This is a genomic window from Pseudomonas sp. NPDC090752 (assembly GCF_055584805.1).
Genome location: NZ_JBVJLI010000023.1, coordinates 47,995 through 71,428 on the forward strand (window position 1 = coordinate 47,995; position 23,434 = coordinate 71,428).

At 63.0% G+C, this 23,434-nt stretch carries 22 protein-coding genes; 14 read left to right on the forward strand and 8 right to left on the reverse strand.

Annotated features, from left to right (window positions below; translation table 11 throughout):
• Nucleotides 1-26: 26 nt before the first annotated feature.
• The 4 genes from ACZ6YA_RS23555 to minC all read right to left on the reverse strand — a co-directional run bounded on the left by ACZ6YA_RS23555 (nt 27) and on the right by minC (nt 2,707).
• Complete coding sequence (locus ACZ6YA_RS23555; RefSeq protein ID WP_465899898.1) at nt 27-662, reverse strand: RluA family pseudouridine synthase; 636 nt, start codon at nt 660-662, stop codon at nt 27-29.
• 119 nt (nt 663-781) lie between these two features.
• Nucleotides 782-1,036, reverse strand: coding sequence for a cell division topological specificity factor MinE (gene minE, locus ACZ6YA_RS23560; protein ID WP_003252572.1), 255 nt, complete (start codon nt 1,034-1,036; stop codon nt 782-784).
• Between the two features lie 3 nt (nt 1,037-1,039).
• Nucleotides 1,040-1,852, reverse strand: coding sequence for a septum site-determining protein MinD (minD, locus tag ACZ6YA_RS23565; RefSeq protein WP_465899900.1), 813 nt, complete (start codon nt 1,850-1,852; stop codon nt 1,040-1,042).
• A gap of 99 nt (nt 1,853-1,951) precedes the next feature.
• Nucleotides 1,952-2,707, reverse strand: coding sequence for a septum site-determining protein MinC (gene minC / locus ACZ6YA_RS23570; RefSeq protein ID WP_465899902.1), 756 nt, complete (start codon nt 2,705-2,707; stop codon nt 1,952-1,954).
• 111 nt (nt 2,708-2,818) lie between these two features.
• Here minC and ACZ6YA_RS23575 point away from each other — a divergent pair, with 111 nt between their 5' ends.
• Nucleotides 2,819-3,754 (forward strand): lipid A biosynthesis lauroyl acyltransferase, encoded by a 936-nt coding sequence (locus ACZ6YA_RS23575; RefSeq protein ID WP_465899904.1) that lies wholly within the window; start codon nt 2,819-2,821, stop codon nt 3,752-3,754.
• A 147-nt stretch (nt 3,755-3,901) separates the two neighbouring features.
• Entirely contained in the window at nt 3,902-5,044 is a 1,143-nt protein-coding gene (locus ACZ6YA_RS23580) for a patatin-like phospholipase family protein (protein ID WP_465899906.1), read from the forward strand.
• A gap of 7 nt (nt 5,045-5,051) precedes the next feature.
• On the opposite strand, the gene ACZ6YA_RS23585 is transcribed toward ACZ6YA_RS23580, so the two are convergent.
• Complete coding sequence (locus tag ACZ6YA_RS23585) at nt 5,052-5,879, reverse strand: MlaA family lipoprotein (RefSeq protein ID WP_465899908.1); 828 nt, start codon at nt 5,877-5,879, stop codon at nt 5,052-5,054.
• Nucleotides 5,872-7,170, reverse strand: coding sequence for a serine/threonine protein kinase (locus ACZ6YA_RS23590; RefSeq protein WP_465899909.1), 1,299 nt, complete (start codon nt 7,168-7,170; stop codon nt 5,872-5,874). The genes ACZ6YA_RS23585 and ACZ6YA_RS23590 overlap by 8 nt, the downstream gene beginning before the upstream one ends.
• A 195-nt stretch (nt 7,171-7,365) precedes the next feature.
• On the opposite strand from ACZ6YA_RS23590, the gene ACZ6YA_RS23595 reads away from it, so the two are divergent.
• Complete coding sequence (locus ACZ6YA_RS23595; protein WP_465899911.1) at nt 7,366-7,746, forward strand: hypothetical protein; 381 nt, start codon at nt 7,366-7,368, stop codon at nt 7,744-7,746.
• Nucleotides 7,747-7,833: 87 nt separating this feature from the next.
• Here the strand turns inward: ACZ6YA_RS23595 and ACZ6YA_RS23600 are convergent, their stop codons facing one another.
• Nucleotides 7,834-9,399 (reverse strand): glycoside hydrolase family 17 protein, encoded by a 1,566-nt coding sequence (locus ACZ6YA_RS23600; protein WP_465899913.1) that lies wholly within the window; start codon nt 9,397-9,399, stop codon nt 7,834-7,836.
• Nucleotides 9,400-9,595: 196 nt separating this feature from the next.
• On the opposite strand from ACZ6YA_RS23600, the gene ACZ6YA_RS23605 reads away from it, so the two are divergent.
• The 9 genes from ACZ6YA_RS23605 to ACZ6YA_RS23645 all read left to right on the forward strand — a co-directional run bounded on the left by ACZ6YA_RS23605 (nt 9,596) and on the right by ACZ6YA_RS23645 (nt 21,801).
• Nucleotides 9,596-10,456 (forward strand): glycine betaine ABC transporter substrate-binding protein, encoded by an 861-nt coding sequence (locus tag ACZ6YA_RS23605; protein ID WP_465899915.1) that lies wholly within the window; start codon nt 9,596-9,598, stop codon nt 10,454-10,456.
• 246 nt (nt 10,457-10,702) lie between these two features.
• A complete protein-coding gene (locus tag ACZ6YA_RS23610) occupies nt 10,703-11,014 on the forward strand; it encodes a DUF485 domain-containing protein (RefSeq protein ID WP_400802438.1) in 312 nt (103 codons plus the stop codon).
• On the forward strand, nt 11,011-12,675 hold the full coding sequence (locus tag ACZ6YA_RS23615) for a cation acetate symporter (protein WP_465899917.1): 1,665 nt from the start codon (nt 11,011-11,013) through the stop codon (nt 12,673-12,675). The genes ACZ6YA_RS23610 and ACZ6YA_RS23615 overlap by 4 nt, the downstream gene beginning before the upstream one ends.
• A gap of 197 nt (nt 12,676-12,872) precedes the next feature.
• On the forward strand, nt 12,873-13,352 hold the full coding sequence (locus ACZ6YA_RS23620; RefSeq protein WP_465899919.1) for a CS1 type fimbrial major subunit: 480 nt from the start codon (nt 12,873-12,875) through the stop codon (nt 13,350-13,352).
• A gap of 88 nt (nt 13,353-13,440) precedes the next feature.
• Nucleotides 13,441-15,924, forward strand: a complete 2,484-nt coding sequence (locus ACZ6YA_RS23625; RefSeq protein WP_465899920.1) for a TcfC E-set like domain-containing protein — start codon at nt 13,441-13,443, stop codon at nt 15,922-15,924.
• 94 nt (nt 15,925-16,018) lie between these two features.
• Nucleotides 16,019-16,753 carry a fimbrial biogenesis chaperone gene (locus ACZ6YA_RS23630; protein ID WP_465899922.1) on the forward strand — a complete coding sequence of 245 codons (735 nt, stop codon included), beginning with the start codon at nt 16,019-16,021 and terminating at the stop codon, nt 16,751-16,753.
• Nucleotides 16,750-17,952, forward strand: a complete 1,203-nt coding sequence (locus tag ACZ6YA_RS23635; RefSeq protein ID WP_465899923.1) for a hypothetical protein — start codon at nt 16,750-16,752, stop codon at nt 17,950-17,952. The genes ACZ6YA_RS23630 and ACZ6YA_RS23635 overlap by 4 nt, the downstream gene beginning before the upstream one ends.
• Nucleotides 17,953-17,982: 30 nt before the next feature.
• Entirely contained in the window at nt 17,983-18,609 is a 627-nt protein-coding gene (locus ACZ6YA_RS23640) for a response regulator (RefSeq protein ID WP_465899925.1), read from the forward strand.
• A gap of 12 nt (nt 18,610-18,621) precedes the next feature.
• Complete coding sequence (locus tag ACZ6YA_RS23645) at nt 18,622-21,801, forward strand: transporter substrate-binding domain-containing protein (protein ID WP_465899927.1); 3,180 nt, start codon at nt 18,622-18,624, stop codon at nt 21,799-21,801.
• Here ACZ6YA_RS23645 and ACZ6YA_RS23650 read toward each other — a convergent pair.
• The gene (locus ACZ6YA_RS23650) at nt 21,784-21,936 is read right to left on the reverse strand and encodes a DUF3309 family protein (protein WP_012271016.1); all 153 of its coding nucleotides are present in this window, start codon (nt 21,934-21,936) and stop codon (nt 21,784-21,786) included. The two genes, ACZ6YA_RS23645 and ACZ6YA_RS23650, sit on opposite strands and share 18 nt — an antisense overlap.
• Nucleotides 21,937-22,142: 206 nt before the next feature.
• On the opposite strand from ACZ6YA_RS23650, the gene ACZ6YA_RS23655 reads away from it, so the two are divergent.
• Both ACZ6YA_RS23655 and csrA read left to right on the forward strand, forming a co-directional pair.
• Nucleotides 22,143-22,952 carry an SDR family oxidoreductase gene (locus ACZ6YA_RS23655; protein WP_465899929.1) on the forward strand — a complete coding sequence of 270 codons (810 nt, stop codon included), beginning with the start codon at nt 22,143-22,145 and terminating at the stop codon, nt 22,950-22,952.
• Nucleotides 22,953-23,079: 127 nt separating this feature from the next.
• On the forward strand, nt 23,080-23,265 hold the full coding sequence (gene csrA, locus ACZ6YA_RS23660) for a carbon storage regulator CsrA (protein WP_465899931.1): 186 nt from the start codon (nt 23,080-23,082) through the stop codon (nt 23,263-23,265).
• Nucleotides 23,266-23,434 lie beyond the last annotated feature (169 nt).

Here is a 23,434-nt window from a genome sequence, read left to right on the forward strand (position 1 = left end):
CCGCGAAGAGGCCGGCACAGCCAGTTTCAAAACGGTGCCGGGCACTCGAACTTCAACCGCTCCCCGGAAACCGGGTGGGTAAAGCTCAGCATCGCCGCATGCAGGCACAACCGCTCATGCGCCGCCAGCGCCTCGGGATTGGCATACAAGCGGTCGCCCAGCAGCGGATGCCCGATCGACAGCATGTGCACACGCAACTGGTGCGAACGCCCGGTGATCGGCGTCAGCTCGACCCGGCAGTAATCGCCGTAGCGTTCGAGGATGCGCCAGAAAGTCAGGGCATGCTTGCCCTGCTCGTGGTCCACCACATGCCGAGGCTTGGTTGGCGGGTCGTAGCGCAGCGGCAGGTCGATGCTGCCGCTGTCCAGCGCCGGTTGGCCCCAGCACAGCGCGGTGTAGGCTTTCTCGGTCTCGCGGTCGTGGAACTGGCGTGACAGCTCGCGGTGGCTGTCGGCATCGCGGGCCAGCAGGATGATGCCGGAGGTTTCCCAGTCCAGGCGGTGCACGATCAGCGCATCGGGGTAGCCGTTTTCCTGCAGGCGGGTGATCAGGCAGTCCTTGTTGTCATCGGCACGGCCTGGCACCGACAGCAGCAGGGTCGGCTTGTTGACCACCAGGATGGCGGCATCTTCATGGAGGATGTGGACGTTCGACAGCGGCATTGCGAGATCTCTGAGAAAGCACTGTGGGAGCGGGCTTGCCCCGCGAAAATGCCTGTACCGGCCTCTTCGCGGGCAAGCCCGCTCCCACAGGGGATTGCGGTGTGCTTGATGTCGCTGAATCAGCGATCAGGCAGGGTGATGTTCAGCTCCAGGATCGAGCAGCTGCCCTGGTTTTCCAGCTCGATGTGCACGTCATCGTTGCCGATGTTCACATACTTGCGGATCACTTCGAGCAGTTCTTTCTGCAGCGCCGGCAGGTAGTCCGGTTCGCTGCGCTGGCCGCGCTCATGCGCCACGATGATCTGTAGACGCTCTTTCGCCACCGACGCGCTGGTCTGTTTCTGTCTGCCACGAAAGAAGTCAAAAAGGTTCATGGTTTACTTGCCTCCAAACAGGCGCGCGAAGAATCCTTGCTTCGGCACTTCAACGAAACGCAGGGGCTTGTCTTTCCCCAGCAGGCGGTCGACGGTGTCGCTGTACGCCTGGCCAGCATCGCTCTGGTCATCGAGGATGACCGGGATACCTTGGTTGGACGCTTTGAGTACGGCCTGGGACTCTGGGATCACACCCTTGAGTTTGATGGCCAGAATGTCGGTGACGTCGTCGATGCTGAGCATCTCGCCGTTGACCACGCGCTCTGGGTTGTAGCGGGTGATCAGCAGGTGTTCCTTGATCGGCTCTTCGTTGTTCTCGGAGCGACGCGATTTGCTCGACAGGATGCCCAGCATGCGGTCCGAGTCACGCACCGAAGACACTTCTGGGTTGGTCACGACGATGGCTTCGTCGGCGAAATACATCGCCAGGTGTGCGCCTTTCTCGATACCGGCTGGCGAGTCACAGATGACGTATTCGAACTGTTCTTTCAGTTCCATCAGGACCTTTTCGACGCCTTCCAGGGTCAGCGCATCTTTGTCGCGGGTCTGGCTGGCGGCCAGTACGTACAGGTTTTCGAGGCGCTTGTCCTTGATCAGGGCCTGCTGCAGGTTGGCTTCTTCGTTGACCACGTTGACGAAGTCATACACCACGCGGCGTTCGCAGCCCATGATCAGGTCGAGGTTACGCAGGCCGACGTCGAAGTCGACGATGACGGTCTTGTGGCCGCGCAGCGCGAGGCCGGTGCCGATGGCGGCGCTGGTGGTGGTCTTGCCCACACCCCCCTTGCCGGAAGTAACGACGAGAATCTTGGCCAAGGTGTTTCACCCCTAAATAAGTCGGGACAGGTGTCCCAGCAAAATGCAAAAAACGGCAACTGGGAAAAAAGTTGCTCTGAAAATGACGGCAAGTATCCGTTAAAGACGGGTGATGTTCAACACGTCACCGGACAGGCTGACTTGCACGCCCGCGCCCCACAGCGGGTCGCGGCGCAGGTCCTCGCAGACCCGGTACTGGCCAGCGATGGAGACCATTTCGGCGGTCATCTGCTGGCAGAAGATACGGGCCTTGGTATTGCCTTTGATGCCGGCCAGGGCGCGGCCGCGCATGGCGCCGTACACATGGATGTTGCCATCGGCGAGAAGTTCCGCACCCGGGCTGACCGAGGCGGTGACTACCAGGTCGCCACCCTGGGCGTAGATCTGCTGGCCGCCGCGTACCGGCGAGGTGATGATGCGGGTTGGACGCTGCTCTTGCACAAGGGCCGGTTCGGGCGCTGGCGCCGGCTCGGGTTTCACCTCCGGCTCAGGCTCCAGTGGCCGCTCACGCGCACCGGACGGCGGCAGCACCGGCAGGTCTATGGCAATCGCCGCAGCGATGTCCTCGATGCGGTTGGCACGTATCGCCAGGGTGCGCAGGCCATGGTGGCGGCAGATACGCATCAGCCCGGGCAGGTCGATCGCTCCTTCGCCGGCCGGCAGCTTGTCCAGCGCCAGCACCAGCGGTGTGTTGCTGAAGAAATTCGGGGCTTGAGCCACTTTCGCCGCCAATTGGCGGTCGAGGGCTTCAAGGTCGTTGCGCCCCAGTTCCAGCACAGTGATGGCAAGCATGCTGCCCTTGAGCTGGAACACGGAGGCTGTGTCGGGTGTGTGGTTTGGGCTCATGGTCTGCATAGACGACTTGCTAGGGAAAAAGTGCCCTGACTTATAGCGATAACACCGGTTGGCCGCAACCGGCACCGATCCGATGTAGAATGCTCGGCCTTTGACATTCCGGAAGCTTCAATGGAACGCCCGCGTTTTCGTCCCTATTTCCTTCACCCCAGGTTCTGGGGCCTGTGGCTTGGCCTGGGCCTGCTGTGGCTGGTGGTGCAGCTGCCCTATCGCGCCTTGCTGTGGCTCGGCGGCGCCCTGGGCGCACTGATGTACCGGCTGGCCGGTGAGCGTCGGCGCATTGCCGCGCGCAACCTGGAACTGTGCTTCCCGGAACTGTCTGTCGACGAACGGCGTCGGTTGTTGAAGGCGAACTTTGCGTCCACCGGCATTGCCTTCTTCGAAATGGCCATGAGCTGGTGGTGGCCGAAGGCCAGGCTGGCACGCCTGGCGCACATCGAGGGCATCGAGCACCTTCAGGCCGCGCAGCAGGCGGGGCAGGGCGCGATCCTCATGGCCGTGCACTTCACCACACTGGAAATCGGTGCGGCGTTGCTGGGCCAGGTCCACACCATCGATGGCATGTACCGCGAGCACGGCAACCCGTTGTTCGACTTCATCCAGCGCAACGGCCGCGAGCGGCACAACCTCGACTCGCTGGCGGTGGAGCGTGAAGACGTACGCGGCATGCTCAAGCTACTGCGCTCGGGCCGGGCGATCTGGTACGCCCCGGACCAGGACTATGGCGCCAAGCAAAGCCTGTTCGTGCCGTTGTTCGGCATCCCGGCCGCGACGGTCACCGCCACCACCAAGTTCGCCCGCCTGGGCAAGGCGCAGGTGATCCCGTTCACCCAGAAGCGCCTGGAGGATGGCAGCGGCTATCGTCTGGTGATCCACCCGCCGCTTGAGGACTTCCCCGGTGAGAGCGAAGAGGCCGATTGCCTGCGTATCAACCAGTGGATCGAAGGCGTGTTGCGCGAATGCCCTGAGCAGTACCTGTGGGCGCACCGGCGCTTCAAGTCGCGGCCCGAGGGTGAGCCGCGGCTATATGACAAGAAAAAGCGCTGAGCCTTGTGGTGTCAGTGCTGGTCCTTTCGCGGGGCAAGCCCGCTCCCACAGGATCTCCACTGTGCCTGAGGATGTTGGAATACCTGTGGGAGCGGGCTTGCCCCGCGAAAGGGCCAGTGCTGACAAAGTGAATCCAAGAAGGAATCGATGAATCCAACCACTGGCCTGATCCTCTCTGGCGGCGGTGCCCGCGCCGCCTATCAGGTCGGTGTTCTGGCCGGCATCGCCGAGCTGCTGCCGCCCGGCGCGGCCAACCCGTTCCCGGTGATCGTCGGCACTTCGGCCGGGGCCATCAACGCTGTAACCCTGGCCAGCGGCGCCACTCGCTTCGGCGAATCCGTGCAGCGCCTCACCGCCTTCTGGCAAAACCTTCGCAGCCACTTGGTGTTGCGCAGCGACTGGCCCGGGGTGATCCGCCAGGCCAGCCGCTTCGTCGGTCACAGCTTGCTCGGCCTGGGCGGCCAGGCGCCAGTTGCGCTGCTCGACAGCAGCCCGCTGCGGGCCTTGCTGCAGTCTCACCTGGACCTTGACGGCATCGCCCACGCGCTGGCCAGCGAGCAACTGCGCGCGGTGGCGGTGACCGCCTTCGGTTACGAATCCGGCCAGGCCGTTACCTTCTACCAAGGGCGCGGCGGCATCGACACCTGGCTGCGCCATCGGCGCATCGGCGTGCCCACCCCTTTGACCGTCGACCACCTGCTGGCCAGTGCGGCGATCCCGCTGCTGTTCGCCCCGGTCCGGTTGGGTGACGAGTACTACGGCGACGGTGCGTTACGCCAGTCGGCGCCGATCAGCCCGGCCCTGCACCTGGGGGCCAGCCGCGTGCTGGTGGTCGGGGTCAGCGGCAACCCGCAGCGGCCGGCGCCGCCACTGCCCACCCAGCGCGTATTCAGTGGCCAGCAGCCGAGCCTGGCGCAGATCGGCGGGCACATGCTCAACAGCACCTTCATCGACAGCCTGGAAGACGACATCGAGCTGCTGCAACGCCTCAACCACCTCAGCCACCTGCTGCCCGCCCACCTGGACGCACGACGCCTGGGCCTGGCGCCGATCGAGGTACTGGTGGTGGCGCCCAGCCAGCCGCTGGACGAGATTGCCGCGCGCCACCGGCGTGAGTTACCGGCGGCTTTGCGTGTGTTCCTGCGCGGCCCGGGGGCGACCCGGACCAGCGGGGCGGGGGTCTTGAGCTATCTGCTGTTCGAAGCCAGCTACTGCAGCGAGCTGATCGAGCTGGGCAGGCGTGATGCCTTGGCCAAGCGCCGGGAGCTGAAGCAGTTTCTGGGCATTTGAGCGACCTTTACTCGGCTATCTGCAGCTTGCGCGCCTGGGTGTACACATACCGCACCTTCTCGTACTCGAACGGCGAGTTGAGCTGGCCATAGCGGAATTTGGTGGTGTAGCGCTTGTCCACCGCGCGCAGCAGGAAGATTTCCGGATGGTCGGTACTGGCCTCGGCCACGTTGAGGTAGTTGATCGCCTGCTCGCCGGCATAGTCCACCACCACCCCGGTAGTGTCGCGCAGGTTCGACGGGCCCAGCACCGGCAGCATGATGTATGGCCCTTCAGGCACACCGTAGAAACCCAGGGTCTGGCCAAAGTCCTCGCTCTGGCGCGGCAGGCCCATCTTGGTCGCCGGGTCCCACAACCCGCCCACGCCGATGATGGTGTTGAACATCAGCCGCGCGGTGATTTCCGCCGAGCGCTTGGCCTTTAGCTGCAGCACGCTGTTGAACAGGTTCGGCACATCGCCCAGGTTGTTGAAGAAGTTGCTCACCCCGGTGCGCATGAAACGTGGCGTGACGTATTGGTAACCATCCACCAGCGGCAGCAGCACCCATTGGTCCAGGCGGTAGTTGAAGTGGTAGATGCGCCGGTTCAGCGACTCCAGCGGGTCGTAGATGTTCAAGGCGGCCAGGGTGGAGCGCTCGAACTCGCGCTGGTCCAGGCCTGGGTTGAATTTCAGTTCGCGCAGCGGGTCGATGAAGCCGTCGGCCTCGGGGGGCAGAGGCTGGGCGGTGACCTGCGGGTCGGCTTCGATGACGCTGGTCCGTGGTGCGGTTTCCGCAGCCAGAGCATTGCCGGCGACGACGAGCAGCGCGGTGGCGAGGAGCAATTGATTAGCCACGGAAGAACTCCAGCATGGCGTCGCTGTTGACGCGGTAATTGAGGTTGCCGCAATGGCCGCCATGGGGGTAAAGGGTCAGCCGATCGCCAAACACCTTGCGCAGGAAGCCGATGTCGCCTGGGCCGAGGATGACGTCGTCGGCGTTGTGCATCACGGCGATTTTCGGGCTGTCGCGCAGGTAGTCCTCCAGCGCGTACAGGCTGACCTGGTTGACCAGTTGCAGGATGCTGTTGCCGTCGGTGCGGGCGCGCCACATCGGGATCACCTGCTCGGTCATGTAGCAGTCGAAGTCACACTGCAGCGCACGTTTGAAGAACGGCGTCAGGCTGCTGCTTTCGGTGATCGGGAACTTCGGCGGAATGATCAGGCCGCGGCGGTTGATCAGGTCGGAGGTGAAGGCGATGTCGGCCGCCGAGAAGCGGAACGAGGTGCCGATCAACATGGCCATCTGCTCGTTGGACAGGTGCTGGCGGGACTGCTGGAAGTCGTACAGCAGGGCGTCGTTGAGGTCGATGTAGCCCTTGTCCTGGAAGTAACGGGTGAGCTTTTCCAGCATCAGTTCATAGAAGGTGGTGCTGCGGTCGATGCCCTTGACCTGGGTCTGCACCAGCTTGTCGAGGTTGTTGATCGAGGTGTACAGGTTGACCGGCGGGTTGAGCAGCAGCACGCGCTTGAAGTTGAAGCTGCGGCGGGTTTCGTCCAGGTGGCTGACGAATGCTGCATCCAATGCACCGAGGCTGTAGCCGGTGAGGTAGAACTCGCTGATCGGCAGGCGTGGGTGTTGGGCACGCACGGCCTGCATCACGCGGTACATGTCTTCGGCGTCTTCCTTGCTGACACCCGGCGTGGCGAACCGCGAGGCGGCACTCATGAAGTCATAGCTGGTGGGCGAGGACAGTTGCACCACATGGAAACCGGCCTGGTAGAACAGCTTTTTCAGGTATTCGTTGATGGTGCTTGAATACGGCGCGCCAGTGCCGGCGATGATGAAGATCAGGGGGGCCTCGTGATCTTGGCGGGCCAACCGGTACTTGAGCTTTTTTACCGCCCAGAAGTTGTCGGGTAGGGTGAACTCACGTTCCGGGCGCAGGTTGAGGCTGTAATCGCTCTGGTCGATTTCGTCGTCGCTGGGCAGCGTCGGGCGCTGGTCGGGCGGCGTGGTGGCGATGGTCGCCTCGAACGGATTGGTCAGGGGGAAGCCGTAGGTCGCGGGGTCGATGTCCCGCGCCGAAGCGGCCGCAGCCATGAGCAGGCCGCCAAGTAGGGCGGCTAGGCGCCAAGATCGATGCATGTAATCCCCCAGAAAGAACGCGAGCAAGGTACTGCGCTACGCAGGCTAGGACCACGAGTGCCTTGGCAAAGTTGCCAGGTGCTGTGGCCTTTGGTGTGCTTGTTATCTGCAACATAGCTGCAGGACTGTGATTTTGCCTTACAACGGGCGTTGGGTGATCATGGACGTTTTCGATTACCGCTATTGGAGAACTGGATGTCTCGTTCGTTGCCGGCCGCTTTGCTGCTGCTGTTTCTCGCGCTTTGGCTGGCTGCCAGTTATGGCGTGCGTTACGGGTTGATGGAGGATGCGCAGTGGGTCGGCCTGTGCACGGCGCCGGGTGAGTACTGGCAATGCCAGGTGCGCGCGCTATTTGGATTGGGCATTCACTTTCAGGTGATGGCTTGGGCCGGGTTTGGGTTTGCGCTGCTGGCGCAGTTCGTTGCGGGCCGTGCCGGCTGGTGGCTGGCGGTGCTGGCCTTGGTGTTCGGGGTGCCGGCATTGGTGCTATATACCGCGAGCATTGCGGTGTTCGCGGTGGTGCTGGCGGGGTTGCGGTTGGTCAGGCAACCGCATCTCCAGCCCATTCGCGGTTAAGCCGCTCCCACTGGAATTGCTGCAGCTCTCATGGGCAGTGGAGATCCAGTGGGAGCGGCTTCAGCCGCGAAAAGGGCGCGGCAAGCGTTAAGCCTTACGCATACGCAAACTCCGCCACAACGCCCCCGTCATCAGGACACTAACCGCCGCCCACCCCCAGGCCTGCTGATTCTCCAACCCCTCACGGTACAACTGCGGCAGCACCCCAGCCCCGACGATAAACGCCAGCAACGCCACCTCGGCCCGCCTGGCCGCCACCGGCCGCAGCAGGTAAATCATCGCCGGTAACGCCAACGCCGGCGTAGGAAAGCTGCGATAACGCGGATCGAACACCATCGCCAGCATGCTCACCGCCGACGCAAAGCCGGCCGCCAGCAACAGCCATCCCGCACGCGTCTCGAACCAGGCAAACAGCCGCTCACGCCAGCCAGCGCGGCGCGCCAGCGCCAGTACGGCATGGGCCAGCACCAGCAGGTTCAGCCCGGCCAGCAGCACTGCCCACAGCCATTCCCCGGCAAACCGCGCGTGGCTGCGCATCAATTCGCCCCACAGCCCCAGGCAACCTGCGCCAAACGCGGCCAGCAGCGGCAACAGCACGGCGCCCGCCAGAGTTGCAGGGTGCCCGGCGAACACCAGCATCACGGCCATCAGCACAGCGCTGGCCAGCAACCACTGCGGCCAGTAGTGCAGGTTGCTCACCGGCCCTTCGAGCACGCCTTTGTCCTGCCGGTCGGCATCGTACAGCCCCCAGTAACCGCCCACCGCGCCTTCGCTGGCACGCTTCCACGGCTGGTCGAAGGCTTCGATCAGGTTGTAGTGCCAGCCGTTGGTCTCGGCCATGGCAACGAATCCGCGGATGAAGCGCGCCTCGTTGGCTCTACTGGGCACCGCGGTCTCGCGCTGGCGGCCTTCGCTGGGCCAGCCAGTCTCGCCGATGAAGATGTCCTTGGGCGCAAAGCGCGTGCCGAACACCTGACGCACGTCGGCGACATGCGCCAAGGCATCGGCGATGCCGCGCGGGTCATCTTCCCAATAGGGCAGCAAGTGGATGGTGAGAAAATCCACCGCTGGCGCCACCTGCGGGTGTTGCAGCCAAAACTCCCAGACATCGGCGTAAGTGACCGGCACCTTGACCTGGCGCTTTACCTTGCTGATCAACCCGGCCAGGCGATCGCCGGTAACCTCCTTGCGCAGCAATGCCTCGTTGCCGACGATCACCGCGCTGACCACGTCCGGGTTGGCATTGGCGGCGGCGATCAGCAGTTCCACTTCGTTGTCGGTATCGACCGGGTTGGCATTGACCCAGGCGCCGAGCATCACCTTCAGCCCATGTTTGCGCGCCAAAGCCGGGATTGCCTCCAGACCGGTCATCGAATAGGTGCGGATGCACTGAAAACGCTCGGCCAGCAGCGCCAGGTCGGCGTCCATGCGCGCCGGGCGCAGGCGAAACGGCTGATCGAACGGCGACTGGTCCTTGTCGAAGGGGGTGTAGGAGGCACACTGCAACTTGTGCGTGGGACTGGCCGCATCCGGCAGCACGATCGGCTTGCCGAGCCCGTACCAGAGCGTGCCGAGGCCGAGCAAGGCAAGCAGGCAGGCGAGCAGGTACAACGGCAGCAACAGGCGAGCAGGGGTGGGCATCGGGCGGTCCATCGTCAGCACAAAGCATTAGATAGTAGCCCGGCGCCAATCATTTGGCATGCAAGGATCGCGCAGAACCCTGTAGGCCTATGACGCTAATGGCACAGTGCTGTCGCAATGGGGTGGGGTATAGGTCGCAGCTGGAGCAGGTCGCTCTGAATTGCAGGAACATGATGCAATCTCCGAGACCTGACGAGGGGATGCATTGATGGCGACTTCTACAAGAATGCGACGTTTCCTGGGTGTGGGCACCGCCCTGGTATTGGCCATGGGCGCTGCGCAGGCAATGGCCAAAGAAGTAAGCATCGGTTATGTGGATGGATGGTCCGACAGTGTGGCGACCACCAACGTTGCCGCCGAAGTGATCAAGCAGAAGCTCGGCTACGACGTGAAGCTGCAGGCCGTGGCCGCAGGGATCATGTGGCAGGGCGTGGCGACCGGCAAGCTCGATGCGATCCTCTCGGCCTGGCTGCCGGTTACCCACGGCGAGTACTGGGCCAAGAACAAGGACAAGGTGGTCGACTATGGCCCCAACTTCAAGGACGCCAAGATTGGCTTGATCGTGCCGGAGTACGTCAAGACCCAGAGCATCGAAGACCTCAAGACCGATAAAGGCTACAAGCAGAAGATCATCGGCATCGATGCAGGCTCCGGGGTCATGATCAAGACCGAGCAGGCGATCAAGGATTACGACCTGACCGGCTACAAGCTGACTGCAAGTTCCGGCGCCGGCATGACCACCGAGCTCGGCAAGGCCTACGCCAAGCAGGAGCCGATCGCCGTTACCGGTTGGGTGCCGCACTGGATGTTCGCCAAGTGGAAACTCAAGTTCCTCGACGACCCGAAAGGCGTGTATGGCGCCGCTGAAACGGTCAACAACATCGGCAGCAAAGAGCTGGACCAGAAAGCCCCGGAAGTGGCCGAGTTCCTCAAGAAGTTCCAGTGGCAGTCCAAGGATGAGATCGGTGAAGTGATGCTGGCGATCCAGAATGGTGCCAAGCCTGAGGCGGCGGCCAAGGACTGGGTGAGCAAACATCCGGACCGGGTCGCGGAGTGGACCGGTAAGTAACTGACGGGCCAGTGTGCCCTTTTCGCGGGGCAAGCCCGCTCCCACAGATTCACCGCAATGTTCGAATCAGCGGTGAACCTGTGGGAGCGGGCTTGCCCCGCGAAAGGCCACATTGGCCATCACTTTGTTACGCAACCGGTAAAACACTATTGCATCTAAGACTAAGGTCGTCTGGTTGGCATCCAACGGCAGCATAAAGTAACGGTGTGGGTTCCATCCCCTCACTGTGCTGCTAGGACAAAAACAATGAACGACAGCATTTACCTCTCGATACAAAACAGCCCCCGCTTCAAGGAGCTGGTCACCAAACGCGAACGGTTCGCCTGGGTACTCTCGGCGATCATGCTCGGCCTCTACAGCGCTTTCATCCTCCTGATCGCCTACGGTCCTCAGTTGCTGGGCGCCAAGCTCAGCCCCGAGTCGTCGATTACCTGGGGCATCCCCCTGGGCGTCGGCCTGATCCTGTCGGCATTCGTCCTGACCGCCATCTACGTACGCCGCGCCAACGGCGAATTCGATGAGCTGAACAAGGCCATCCTCAAGGAGGCGCAACAATGATTCACCACGCCAAAGCCCTGGCCGTACTGGCCTGCGGCGCGTTCGCACCCGCCGTGTGGGCAGCCGATGCCCTGACCGGTGAGGTGCAGAAACAGCCGCTCAACATTGCCGCGATCGCCATGTTCGTGGCCTTTGTCGCCTTCACCCTCGGCATCACCTACTGGGCCTCCAAACGCAACAAATCAGCGGCCGACTACTACGCGGCCGGTGGCAAGATCACCGGTTTCCAGAATGGCCTGGCGATTGCCGGCGACTACATGTCGGCCGCGTCCTTCCTGGGTATTTCCGCGCTGGTGTTCACCTCTGGCTACGACGGCCTGATCTACTCGATCGGCTTTTTGGTCGGCTGGCCGATCATCCTCTTCCTGATCGCCGAACGCCTGCGCAACCTGGGCAAGTACACCTTCGCCGACGTCGCCTCGTACCGCCTCGGGCAGAAGGAAATTCGCACCCTGTCGGCTTCGGGTTCGCTGGTGGTGGTGGCGTTCTACCTGATCGCGCAGATGGTCGGTGCCGGCAAGCTGATCGAGCTCCTGTTCGGCCTGGACTACCACGTCGCGGTGATCCTGGTGGGTATCCTGATGTGCCTGTACGTGCTGTTCGGCGGCATGCTGGCCACCACCTGGGTACAGATCATCAAGGCGGTGCTGCTGCTGTCCGGTGCCAGCTTCATGGCGCTGATGGTGATGAAGCATGTGGGCTTCGACTTCAACACCCTGTTCTCCGAAGCGATCAAGGTGCACAGCAAGGGCGAGGCGATCATGAGCCCGGGCGGCCTGGTCAAGGACCCGATCTCGGCGTTCTCGCTCGGCTTGGCGCTGATGTTCGGTACCGCCGGCCTGCCGCATATCCTGATGCGCTTCTTCACCGTCAGTGACGCCAAGGAAGCACGCAAGAGCGTGCTCTACGCTACTGGTTTCATCGGCTACTTCTACATTCTGACCTTCATCATCGGCTTTGGCGCGATCCTGCTGGTCAGCACCAACCCCGATTTCAAGGACGCCGCCGGCGCCCTGCTGGGCGGCAACAACATGGCGGCGGTGCACCTGGCCGATGCCGTGGGTGGCAGCATCTTCCTCGGCTTCATCTCGGCAGTGGCCTTCGCCACTATCCTGGCGGTGGTCGCCGGCTTGACCCTGGCCGGTGCCTCGGCGGTGTCGCATGACCTGTACGCCAGCGTCTGGCGCAAGGGCAAGGCCAACGACAAGGACGAGATCCGCGTGTCGAAGATCACCACCGTCGCCCTGGGCGTGTTGGCGATCGGCCTGGGGATTCTGTTCGAGAAACAGAACATCGCCTTCATGGTCGGCCTGGCGTTCTCCATTGCAGCCAGCTGCAACTTCCCGGTACTGCTGCTCTCGATGTACTGGAAGAAACTGACCACCCGCGGCGCCATGATCGGCGGCTGGCTGGGCCTGGTGAGTGCAGTAGGCCTGATGATCCTTGGCCCAACCATTTGGGTGCAGATCCTCGGCCACGAAAAGGCCATTTACCCTTACGAGTACCCGGCACTGTTCTCGATGCTGATTGCCTTCGTCGGTATCTGGTTCTTCTCGGTCACCGACAAGTCCAAGGCCGCTGACGATGAACGCGCGCTGTTCTACCCGCAGTTCGTCCGTTCGCAGACCGGCTTGGGGGCCAGTGGCGCTGTTTCCCACTAAGCCTTGAGTGCTGTATCACAACGCCCCGCCAGTCGGGGCGTTGTGCATTGTGCAGTGTCACTTTGCCTTCGCTCGGAAATTTCCGAGGCGCGCTCGGACGCTTCCTGATTATCCCGTCGCACACTTCCCGAATAATTCTCCTCACCCGCCGGGCATGCGCTGGCAGGTTTCCGGTCATTTTCAGAGAGAGATTATTCGTGAAACGTACGTTATTCGCCCTTCCCCTGGCCCTGTTCTGCGTCGCTAGCGCCCACGCAGTAGACCCGATCGAGAAGCAGGTGCAAATCATCGCCCAGGTCCCGACCGATGCCTTCTACGTCGAGCCGGTGGGTGGCAACTGGATGAACGACCCGCAGGAAATGGCCTGGAACTCGTTTCAAGGCAAGCTCGACCCCATCACCAAGCAGCTGCAGGTCAAAAGCACCATCGGCCCGATCAGTGCCTACCTGGTGTCACCCGCGGTGATGGCCAGCGGCACGCACAACATCGGCCTGGACGTGAAGGTCGGTGATACCACGCTGGACACCACCCCGGCGGAGGTCGTCAGTGCTGCGCAAGCCGCGCCAGGTGCAGTCATCGGCTTCAATGTCAGCGCCCAGGCCGCGCCACCGGGAGGCTATGAGCCCGGTAACTATCAAGGCCTGGTCAGCATGATCTTCGAGACCGCAACGCCCTGATTGCTCCGTTCCCATTACTGTAGTCGCCTGCCCGGGCCGCTGTCGCACATGACAGGGGTGGGGCAGGTGTTGCTTGAAGCGATTCCCCATGACCCATCATTCCTCAACGGCTACCCGGCGCCGTGGTTTGCCGCTGCTCGCGCTCCTGGCGCTATGGCCTGCAATCTGCCAAGGGCAAGCCAACTTGCTGGGCCCGGCCCAAGGCTTGCCGCGTGAATTCGAAGCGCATTTCTATGACGTGCCGCTGGCCGTGCGGGTCGACCTGGACGGGCGCTACCTGGGCGATGCGATGGTGGTGCTGAGCCGCGAACAGCGGGTTCAGCTGCTGGAATACACCGACACCGCCGACAGCCACGAGCCTGAGCGTGTGCGAAGGCTTTGGCGTGAGCGCTTGAGCGATGGGCGGGCACTGGGCGACTGCCAGGCAGATTGTCCCGACGGCCTGCGCGCGGTGCATTACAGCCTGGCCAACTCGCAACTGTCATTGCTGACTGACCAGGCCGAAGTGGCAGGGGTCGTACAGCGCTTTCATGCCCTGCCTGAGCACGGCAGTCAGGGGCTGCTGCTGCGTAATCAGCTCAACCTGGTCAACGATGGCCGCACCAGCAGTGGTCGCTATGCGCTGCAAGGGCAGGGCAGTTTCGGCTTGTGGACGGCCCTGGCCGACGGCCAGCTCGACCGTGGCAGCGACAGCCGCGAAGGTACCCGCTACCGGGTAGACCAGTTGTACGCCGAACGGCTGCACGAAGCCCGCTTCTATCGCCTGGGCTACTTCACCCCCAGCGCGCAGAACCTGACGCGCCAGCCTCGGCTGATGGGCGCAAGCCCTGACACTACCCTCGGTTTCATGTTCGGCAGCAGCGACAGCCTGCTGATCGACAATGCGGCGCCCAGCGCCACCCCTATTCATGTCACGCCCAACCGCCCGGGTGTGGCCGAAATCTATCGCAACGGCGTGCTGATCAACAGCCAGCCCGTGCAGCCAGGCTTGCAAACCCTCGACACCAAGGTGCTGCCCGCCGGCATCTATGAAGTGGAAGTGCGCCTGGTCGAGGATGGGCAGGTCAGTGAGCGCAGCCAGGCGTTCGTCTACAAGCCGGGCAACTGGCGCAGCCTCGATGCACCTTGGCGCTACAACGTCTACCTGGGCCGCCAGAGCAGCGAATTGAGCAACTGGCAGGATGACAACGATGGCAGCCTGGCCGCTGGCGTGCTGGCCAATTACCTGCTGCACCCGCGGGCGATTGTCGGCGTTTCGGCCCAGCGTATCGACGACGCCCTGCAGTTCGGCACCTCGCTGGACTGGGATGTGCATGATCGCTTCAAGTTGTATGGCAACCTGTTTCAGGCCAAGGGCCAAGGCAATGGCTACGACCTGCAGTTGATTCACGCCTACGACGGTGGATCGTTGGTGGCCAGCCACCGCCGCACTTTCTTGACCCGCCCTGATTGGCAAGACCGTGACGACGATGTGCGGGCCGAGCATCGCCCGTGGCAGGCGCGGCAAACCCAATCGTCGTTGTCGCTCAATCACCGTCTCGATTCGCGTAATACCGCCAGCGTGCGCCTGTCCCACAGCGTGGGCAGCAATGCGGGCACCGGTATCGACCTGGGCTGGTCCTACTATGGCCGGCTGATGGGGTCGGACGCCAACTGGCGCTTGTCGCTGTTCGACCGCCCGGGCAACAGCAGCACCGGTGACGCGCGCAGCCGTGGCATCAACCTCAGCCTCAGCATGAGCCTGGGCAGTGGCGGGCGCAGGCTGTCGGCGAGTGTCGGCAGTCGCACTTCGCGCGACGGCGGTCGCGACCTCAATACCTCGCTGGGCTATCAACAGGATGTCGATTTCGGCCCCCTGCGCAGTGTCGGTGCGACGCTAAGCGCCGACCGCTACGGCGCCGGGCTGGGCGCCGACACACAGTTCGAAAGCCAAGCGTTGCGGGGTGATGCGTATCTGCAGCAATCCTCTTACAACGGCGATTTCAGCGGTGGCCTGAACCTGGAAAGCCTGCTGGCGATTGGCGGCGGCAAGGCCGCTGTCAGTGGCCAGTACTTGCCCCACCAAGCCGCGCTTATCGTCGATGTGGACACCGACATCGACAACCTCAAGCTGCGCGCTGACGATGCCTTGGGCGTGGCGTTGCACCCCGGTCGCAATGTCATCCCGGTAACCGCCTACAAGGCCGGACATGTGCAGTTCGATTTCGAAGGGCGCGAGGCCACGGCCGCCGTGATTCAGCCGTCGAGCGTGGACTACCACCTCAACCGCGGAGGTATCGAGTATCGCCAGGTGCAGGTGCTGCGCACAGTCACCGTGCTGGGCCGCCTGGTCGATGGCAAGGGCCAGCCGTTGCGCGGCGCCCAGGTAGTCAACCACGCCAGCCGCAGTGTCAGCGAAGCGGACGGTTTCTTTGCCGTGGAAATGAGCGAAACCACCCCAACCCTGGAAATCCGCCAGCGCGGCCAGTCGCTTTGCCTGCTGCGCCTCGATCCCCGTGCCCTGCAGCGCGAAGGTGATGTGCTGCTGGCCGGTGATCAACGCTGCGGGCCTGAAGTGGCAGCGCGTTTCTAGTGGCGGTTTCGGAAATTGCCTACAGCTTTAGCTGTGGCTCACCGATGGCACGTTGCCATACCCTTAACTCTTCTCTTACAGGGAGCCTGGTTGCATGAAAATGCCCTCTCTATCGATCGTCGCGCTGTTGTGCCTGGCGCTGCCCGCATTTGCCGCTCCGGAACTGAACATTGGTGGTCTATACGATTATCTGGACGGTGACAAAAGCACGCTGCTCAAACGGGTACGCAATGGCGGCGACAGCACGGCCTTCGTGAAAATCAGCGTGGCCGAGCTGGTCTACGACGACCAGGGACAGGCGCATGAAATCGACACCGAGGGCTTGCCTTTGGAGCAGCGCGGGCTGGTCGCCAGCCCGGCGCGCCTGATCGTGCCGGCGCAGGGCATGCAGTCGGTGCGTGTGTTGTACCGAGGCTCGCGGGATAAGGAACGGTACTTTCGCCTGCGCTTCGTACCAGTATTGCCCGAAATGGGCGATGGCTTCGCCGTGAGTGAAGGGGAGGCGGAACAGTATCGCGACAGCCTCAAGGCCGGGGTCAATTTACTGGCCGGGTATGGCTCGCTGCTGTTCGTGAGGCCGGCGCAACTGCACTACCAAACCGCCATGCAGCGCGTGCGCGGCCAATTGACCGTGAGCAACGAAGGCAATGCCACCGTGGTGCTCGACCAGTTTCGCCAGTGCCGTGCGCCCGGTGATCGCTGCGAGCCCGCCACCAAGCACCACCTGTTGCCCGGTCGAAGCAAGCAGTTCGCCGGCGTTGCAGGCCAGGTGCATCAGTTCGAATTGGTTGAAGGCAACCGGCAGACTGCCAAGGTGATGGCCCAATGAATGCCTGGAGCAGTATTCAGGCATGGTCCAGGTGTGCCGGTTTGTTCGCCACCTTGCTGGTTTCGCCAATGGCCGCGGCGCTGGATGTCAGCATCACTGCGCAATACCTGGGTGGAGGTACAGGGCGTTTCGAAAACACGACACCGCCCGGTGGGCTTTGCCGCCAATGGGTCAATCGCTGCAGATCGGAGACCACAGTGGAATTGCCGATCACCTACGACAAGAAAACCACCAAGGGGGCTGCCGATCCTCGCGATCTGTTCTACCTCGCAATGCCAGCAAGGCGCAACGTAGATATCTATCACGAGGTGACTGGCGAAGCGCGGCGTCTGTCACTCGACTGGAGTGCCGTCAGCCAAGTGGTACGGGCAGCAGGTATTGTCGAGAACAATCCGCTGTACAACATGAACGCCTACGGTGACTGCCAGCTGGGAGGGGAGTTCGTCAGTTATAACCCGTCCAGCGTGACCTACCTGATGAACGTCGTTCAACCGGCGGCGTCTTCGACCTGCTGGGCAGACGGGCGGCGGTCACCGAATGGTCGAGTCGCCATCGCCTCTGTCACTGAAACCAGCGCAGCGGTCGCGTTAAACATTGAGCCGCCTTTTCGCATGCCCAGCGGCCTGTGGCGCGGCAGCGTGACCTACAGTATCGGCCCGGGTGGTGATTTCGACTTCGGCAATGATGTCACCGCGTTGAGCGGTGACAACTTGACGGTGAATTTTGAACTCGATGTGCAGCACGCCTTTCTGTTCGAGTTCCCACCGGGCTCGGACCGCGCCGTGCTGGAGCCGCCCGGCGGCTGGCAGGCGTGGCTGGCCGGTGGCAAGGCGCCGCAGCAGCTGCAGCGCGACCTGCCCTTCAGGGTGTGGTCGACCGGCCCGTTCAAGGTCTACAAGCTCTGCGAACACTATGTCGACAGCCGCTGCGCCATCCGCAATGCCGCAGGCGACCAGGCGCCGGTGGAGGTGGCCCTGAGTCTGCCACCCGGCATTCAACAGGGCAGCGCACCGGTGCAGCGCCTGCCGCTGCCCAGCGGTCGACAAGCCGCGCTGCAATTCGCCGCGGCCACGGCCACTCTCAACCGCGCCGGCCAGCTGCATTTCCAGGTGGGCCGCGACGACGTGCAGAGCATGCTCAAGTTCCCCGGTACCACCTACACCGGTGAAGTCACCGTAGTGTTCGATGCCGAGCTGTAGGCATCGTTTTTGACCCAGCGAGGTGCATTCATGCCCAAGGCACTGGTGGTCGATGACCATCCTTTCATTCGCGCCACTGTCTGCATGCTGCTGCGCCAGCAACAGGTGCAGGTGGTCGGCCAGGCCGACAATGGCATCGACGCCGTGCGTCTGGTGCGTGAAATGCAGCCGGACCTGGTGATACTCGATATCGCCATGCCAGGCCTCGATGGGCTGGAAGTGATCGCCCGTATCAAAGCCTGCTGCCTGCCCAGCAAGGTCGTGGTACTGACTTCCCAGTTGGCTGCAGCCTATTCGCTACGCTGCCTGCAGGCGGGTGCCGCCGGTTACGTGGCCAAGACCGATGATCTCGACGAGCTGGGCAAGGCCGTACGCGCGGTGCTGTCGGGCTTCACGTATTTCCCTGAAGTCGCACTCAGCTCGGTGCACAAGCAGGACCTGCGGGCCACCGAGGCGCAGTGCATCGCCAGCCTGACCGACCGTGAACTGATGGTACTGCAGTACCTGGCCCGGGGACTTGGCAACAAGGCCATTGGCGAGGCCATGCTGCTGAGCAACAAGACCATCAGCACCTACAAGACGCGCCTGCTGGAGAAACTCAGGCTCAACTCGCTGATTGACCTGGCGGACTTCGCCCGCCGCAATCAGCTGATCTGAATCGCGTCCTGCGTGCCTGTGCGTGCCTTGTTCCTGGCCTTGCTCTGTATCGTGCTGGCACTGCCGGTGTTGGCCCGGCCACAGTTGCACGCGCGGGCGAGCCTGGACGGGCCCCGGCATGAGCCCGATGATGCTGGCATCCGCTGGTTATGGCAGCGCCGCTCACTGCGCCTGGGCGTGTTGGCACAGGACAACCCGCCCTTTGACATCCTTGGCACCGGGAGCGCCTACGAAGGGATCACGGCCGATTACGCCGGGTTGCTGGCCGAACAGTTGAACCTTGAGGTCCAGGTGCAGGTTTACCCGACCTTTGCCGAAGCGCATGCGGCATTGCGCGCGGGGGAGGTCGACCTGCTCGGCTCGGTCACCCACCGGCAGGCTCTGGAAGCAGGGTTGCGGCTGTCACGGCCCTATGCCGAGGACCACCCGTTGCTGCTGGCACGGGAGGCGCGTAGCCGCGAGCGGATCGATGACGCGCAAGGCTTCGACCTGGTGATGGTCGAAGGTTATCGCACCGTGCAGCAGGTCCGCGAGCGCTACCCGCATGCCCGCGTGCAGGCGCACCTTTCTTCCTTCGATGCCCTGGCCACACTTGCGCTTGGCCAGGCCGATCTGTACTTGGGCAATGGCCTGGGGGCGCGCTATGCGTTGGGGCGTGGCCAGTTCACCGGTGTCGAGGAAGTCGGCCACGCCGGGCTGCCCTGGCAAGGCATAGGTTTTGCCATGCTCAATGGTGATACGCCGTTGCCTGGGCTGGTCGATGCCGCCCTAGACAACCTCTCCGAACGCCAGCGTCAGCGCATCCGCGAGCGTTGGAGTCCACTGGGTGCAGTCCTGCAACGGCCAACAACCCTGCAACTGAGCGAGGACGAGCAGCGCTGGCTGCTCGACAATCCAAGCGTGCAGGTGGCGGTGGACGAACAGCTACTACCCTTGAGCTACCGAGACGATAAAGGCCAATTACGGGGGCTGAGCCTGGATGTGCTGCAGTTGATCAGCCGGCGTACCGGGTTGCGTTTCGAGGTGCAGGCAGGCGGTACGCTGCAGGGCATGCTTGAGCAACTGCGGCTGGGCAAGGTGCAGTTGATCGCCGGCGTGCCACGCAGCCCGAGCCTGGATAGCCAGCTGGCGTTCAGCCGCGCCTACCTCAGTGCTTCGCGGGTATTGGTCACGCGCGATACGCCGCAGGCGCCGAGCGGCCTTGAACAGATGGTCGGGCAACCGCTGGCGCTGGTCTGGGGCAGCGCCATGAATGAGGTCTTGAGCCAGCACTATCCGCAGATTTTACCCTTGGCACTGGCCAGCCCCGTCGAGGCCTTGCACGCGGTAGCCCGTGGCAAGGCGGCCGCTGCCGTGTTGACCCTCGATGATGCCCGCCCGCTGATCGCCCGCTGGTACCCAGGGCGGCTCAAAGTCAGCGCCAGCCTGCCGCTGCCCCCGGCGCACTTCGCCTTGGCCAGTGCGCGTGGGGCGATCGAACTGCAGGGCATTGTCGACAAGGCCCTGCTCAGCTTGTCGCCGCGCGAGACCGACCGTCTGGTGCACCGTTGGCGCAATCCGATGATCGTCGCCGATGGGGCGTGGCAGCGTTACCGTGGCCGTATCCTGTGGGGCTTCAGCACCGCCTTGCTGCTGCTGGTCCTGGCCTTGTTGTGGATCCGTTATCTGCGGCGCCTGCAGGTGCAGTTGCGGCGAGCCAAGCATGAAGCGGACGCGGCGAACCAGGCCAAGACGCAGTTTCTGACCACCATGAGCCATGAGATCCGCACACCCCTGCACGCCGTGCAGGGCATGCTCGAACTGGCACGGCGCAAGGCCGAGCAGGGTGTCTTCGATCACTTGGCGTTGGAAGTGGCCGACGACGCGGCGCGCGGCTTGCTGGAACTGATAGGGGACATTCTCGATATCACCCGCATCGAGTCGGGCCATCTGAACATGACCCCGCAACGGGTGTGCCTGCGCGAGCAGGTCGTGCGGGTACTGCAACTGTTCGAGCAACAGGCGCGTAGCAAAGGGCTGGCATTGCGCCTGAATACGCACGGCGAGGTAGACTCGCAGGTCATGCTCGACCCGCTGCGCTTCAAGCAGGTGTTGGCCAACCTGCTGAGCAATGCCATCAAGTTCACCGAGCAGGGCGCCGTGCAGGTGGGCCTGTCGGCGACCACGGTGGGCGGCTACCTGGCAGTTGAGCTCAAGGTATGTGATACCGGTGTCGGCATCGCTGCTGGCGAACTGGCGCAGCTGGGCCAGCCGTTTCGCCAAGCCAGCAACCAGCACCAATCGCCACGCTGCAGCACTGGTCTAGGCTTGGGCATCAGCCGCAGCCTGTGCGAGATGATGGGCGGTAGCCTGCGTTTGCAAAGCGTACAGGGGCAGGGCACTGAAGTGGACGTGCGCCTTAACCTGCCGCAGTTGAGCACCGCGCAGGAAGTGTCGGCGGCAGATGCAGTCGATCCAAGTCGCACGGCGATGCCATTGCGCCTGCTGGTGGTCGACGACTACCCTGCCAACCGCCTGTTGTTGGCCCAGCAACTGGAATTTCTCGGGCATCAGGCACGTGTTGCCGAAGACGGCGCTCAAGCCCTGCGTCTGTGGCTCGGCGAACATTTCGATGGGGTGATCAGTGACTGCAACATGCCTCTGCTCAATGGTTACGCATTAGCGCGTGCAATTCGCGAACATGAGCGGCGCCGCGGCAGGCCGCGCTGCCGGCTCATCGGCTTGACTGCAACTGCTATGAAGGAGGAGCGCCAGCGCTGTCGGGCAGCGGGCATGGACGATTGCCTGTTCAAACCCTTGGGGCTGGATACCTTGATCGGCGCCTTGGGGCGTGTGCAGCCGGCATTGCTCGATATCGAGCATATGCGGCGCTTGGTGGCCGATGACCAGGCCGCGTTGCACTCATTGCTGGCCGACCTTCGCTCCAGCAACCTGCACGACCTGCAGCAGCTTGAGCAAGTGCTGGCAGACCCTGTGGCCCTGGCCATGTTGGCCCACCGAATAAAGGGCGGGGCTCGAATTGCCCGGGCAAGTGGGGTTGTCGACCTGTGCGAGCGATTGGAACGCCGGTGTATGCGTAAACCGCTCGCACAGGGGGACATACAGCAGGATCTGGGGGCATTGCGCGATGCCATGCTGCAGCTGGAACGGCAGCTGGCCGCGCACGCCCCTGGGTCAGATCATCCCGAGTAGCAACAGCACCAGCAGTATCACCAGCACCACGCCGACGATGCCGGACGGGCCGTAGCCCCAGCTGCGCGAGTGCGGGAAGACCGGTAAGCCACCAATCAACAGCAGGATCAGGATGATGATGAGGATCGTGGTCATGACGGAGTCCTTGCGTGGTTAGGGGTCAAGGGCCTCGGACTGCTGGCCTCTTGCTAAATCCGACCGGTGCCGCTTGCGAAAGATTCCATTCACTCGCCACTGACCGCACGGTCATGCCCACCCATTCACTACCCTGATGGATCCTGCCATCCACCAACGCCTTGATTAGACTGGCCTGACAACCCATCAGCAGAAGGCCTGCCAGCATGCACAACCGCATCATGATCACCGGCGCCGGGTCCGGCCTCGGCCGTGAGATCGCCCTGCGTTGGGCGCGCGAAGGCTGGCGCCTGGCGTTGGCAGACGTCAACGAGGCCGGCCTGCGCGAAACCCTCGAACAGGTGCGCAGTGCGGGGGGCGAGGGCTTCACCCAGCGCTGCGACGTGCGCGACTACAGCCAGCTGACTGCCCTGGCCCAGGCCTGTGAAGAGCGGTTCGGCGGCATCGACGTCCTCGTCAACAACGCCGGGGTTGCCTCGGGCGGGTTCTTCGCCGAGCTGTCGCTGGAGGACTGGGACTGGCAGATCGCGGTCAACCTGATGGGTGTGGTCAAGGGCTGCAAGGCGTTCTTGCCGCTGCTCGAACGCAGCAAGGGGCGGATCGTCAACGTGGCGTCGATGGCGGCGCTGATGCAGGGGCCTGGGATGAGCAACTATAACGTTGCCAAGGCTGGGGTGCTGGCACTGTCGGAGAGTTTGCTGGTGGAGCTGCGCCAGCTGGAAGTGGCGGTGCATGTGGTGTGCCCATCGTTCTTCCAGACCAACCTGCTGGATTCCTTCCGCGGCCCCAACCCGGCGATGAAGGTTCAGGTTGGCAAGTTGCTGGAGGGCTCGCCGATCAGCGCGGCTGACATTGCCGACTACATCCACCAGCAAGTCGCGGCCGGTGAGTTCCTGATCCTGCCGCACGAGGCTGGGCGCCAGGCCTGGCAGCTCAAGCGCCAGGCTCCGGAGCGGCTGTACGACGAGATGGCGGACATGGCGGTAAAGATGCGTGGCAAGGCGCAAGCGCGCTGATTGCAGGACCTATCTGTAGGATGATTTACCTGTAGATGTAGGCTTAATCTGAATTGCTGGGGAAGTGTTGAGTAGCCAAATATCCCCATGCACGCTGCGGTTTTCCCTGTTGCAGGAGCGCCGCAGCATGTTGGTCATTGGACGTGAAGTCGGTGAAATCATCACCATCGGTGACGATATTCAGATCAAGGTAGTGGAATCTCGCAATGGCCTGGTGCGCTTTGGCGTCAGTGCCCCGCGTGACGTGCCGGTGCACCGGGCGGAGGTGTACAAGCGGATCAAGGCGGGGGAGCGCAAGGGCAATCTGGTCTGAGGCTGTCAGTACTCGCCCTTTCGCGGGGCAAGCCCGCTCCCACAGGTAAATCACCAGTCTTGAGGATGGTGGTGTACCTGTGGGAGCGGGCTTGCCCCGGGTACAAACCGAAGACATCGTTTACATTTCAAACCGGGGACATTGTTTACAGGCTAATACGCATGATCAG

What these genes read in the sequence shown, in the direction of transcription:
- ACZ6YA_RS23580 (WP_465899906.1), top strand. Translation starts at nt 3,902, where the DNA reads ATGAATCCAACCACTGGCCTGATCCTCTCTGGCGGCGGTGCCCGCGCC.
- minC (WP_465899902.1), bottom strand. Translation starts at nt 2,707, where the DNA reads ATGCAGACCATGAGCCCAAACCACACACCCGACACAGCCTCCGTGTTC.
- ACZ6YA_RS23555 (WP_465899898.1), bottom strand. Translation starts at nt 662, where the DNA reads ATGCCGCTGTCGAACGTCCACATCCTCCATGAAGATGCCGCCATCCTG.
- ACZ6YA_RS23605 (WP_465899915.1), top strand. Translation starts at nt 9,596, where the DNA reads ATGGCGACTTCTACAAGAATGCGACGTTTCCTGGGTGTGGGCACCGCC.
- ACZ6YA_RS23630 (WP_465899922.1), top strand. Translation starts at nt 16,019, where the DNA reads ATGAAAATGCCCTCTCTATCGATCGTCGCGCTGTTGTGCCTGGCGCTG.
- ACZ6YA_RS23615 (WP_465899917.1), top strand. Translation starts at nt 11,011, where the DNA reads ATGATTCACCACGCCAAAGCCCTGGCCGTACTGGCCTGCGGCGCGTTC.
- ACZ6YA_RS23650 (WP_012271016.1), bottom strand. Translation starts at nt 21,936, where the DNA reads ATGACCACGATCCTCATCATCATCCTGATCCTGCTGTTGATTGGTGGC.
- ACZ6YA_RS23625 (WP_465899920.1), top strand. Translation starts at nt 13,441, where the DNA reads ATGACCCATCATTCCTCAACGGCTACCCGGCGCCGTGGTTTGCCGCTG.
- ACZ6YA_RS23595 (WP_465899911.1), top strand. Translation starts at nt 7,366, where the DNA reads ATGTCTCGTTCGTTGCCGGCCGCTTTGCTGCTGCTGTTTCTCGCGCTT.
- ACZ6YA_RS23575 (WP_465899904.1), top strand. Translation starts at nt 2,819, where the DNA reads ATGGAACGCCCGCGTTTTCGTCCCTATTTCCTTCACCCCAGGTTCTGG.
- ACZ6YA_RS23590 (WP_465899909.1), bottom strand. Translation starts at nt 7,170, where the DNA reads ATGCATCGATCTTGGCGCCTAGCCGCCCTACTTGGCGGCCTGCTCATG.
- ACZ6YA_RS23640 (WP_465899925.1), top strand. Translation starts at nt 17,983, where the DNA reads ATGCCCAAGGCACTGGTGGTCGATGACCATCCTTTCATTCGCGCCACT.
- minE (WP_003252572.1), bottom strand. Translation starts at nt 1,036, where the DNA reads ATGAACCTTTTTGACTTCTTTCGTGGCAGACAGAAACAGACCAGCGCG.
- ACZ6YA_RS23610 (WP_400802438.1), top strand. Translation starts at nt 10,703, where the DNA reads ATGAACGACAGCATTTACCTCTCGATACAAAACAGCCCCCGCTTCAAG.
- csrA (WP_465899931.1), top strand. Translation starts at nt 23,080, where the DNA reads ATGTTGGTCATTGGACGTGAAGTCGGTGAAATCATCACCATCGGTGAC.
- ACZ6YA_RS23635 (WP_465899923.1), top strand. Translation starts at nt 16,750, where the DNA reads ATGAATGCCTGGAGCAGTATTCAGGCATGGTCCAGGTGTGCCGGTTTG.
- ACZ6YA_RS23655 (WP_465899929.1), top strand. Translation starts at nt 22,143, where the DNA reads ATGCACAACCGCATCATGATCACCGGCGCCGGGTCCGGCCTCGGCCGT.
- ACZ6YA_RS23600 (WP_465899913.1), bottom strand. Translation starts at nt 9,399, where the DNA reads ATGGACCGCCCGATGCCCACCCCTGCTCGCCTGTTGCTGCCGTTGTAC.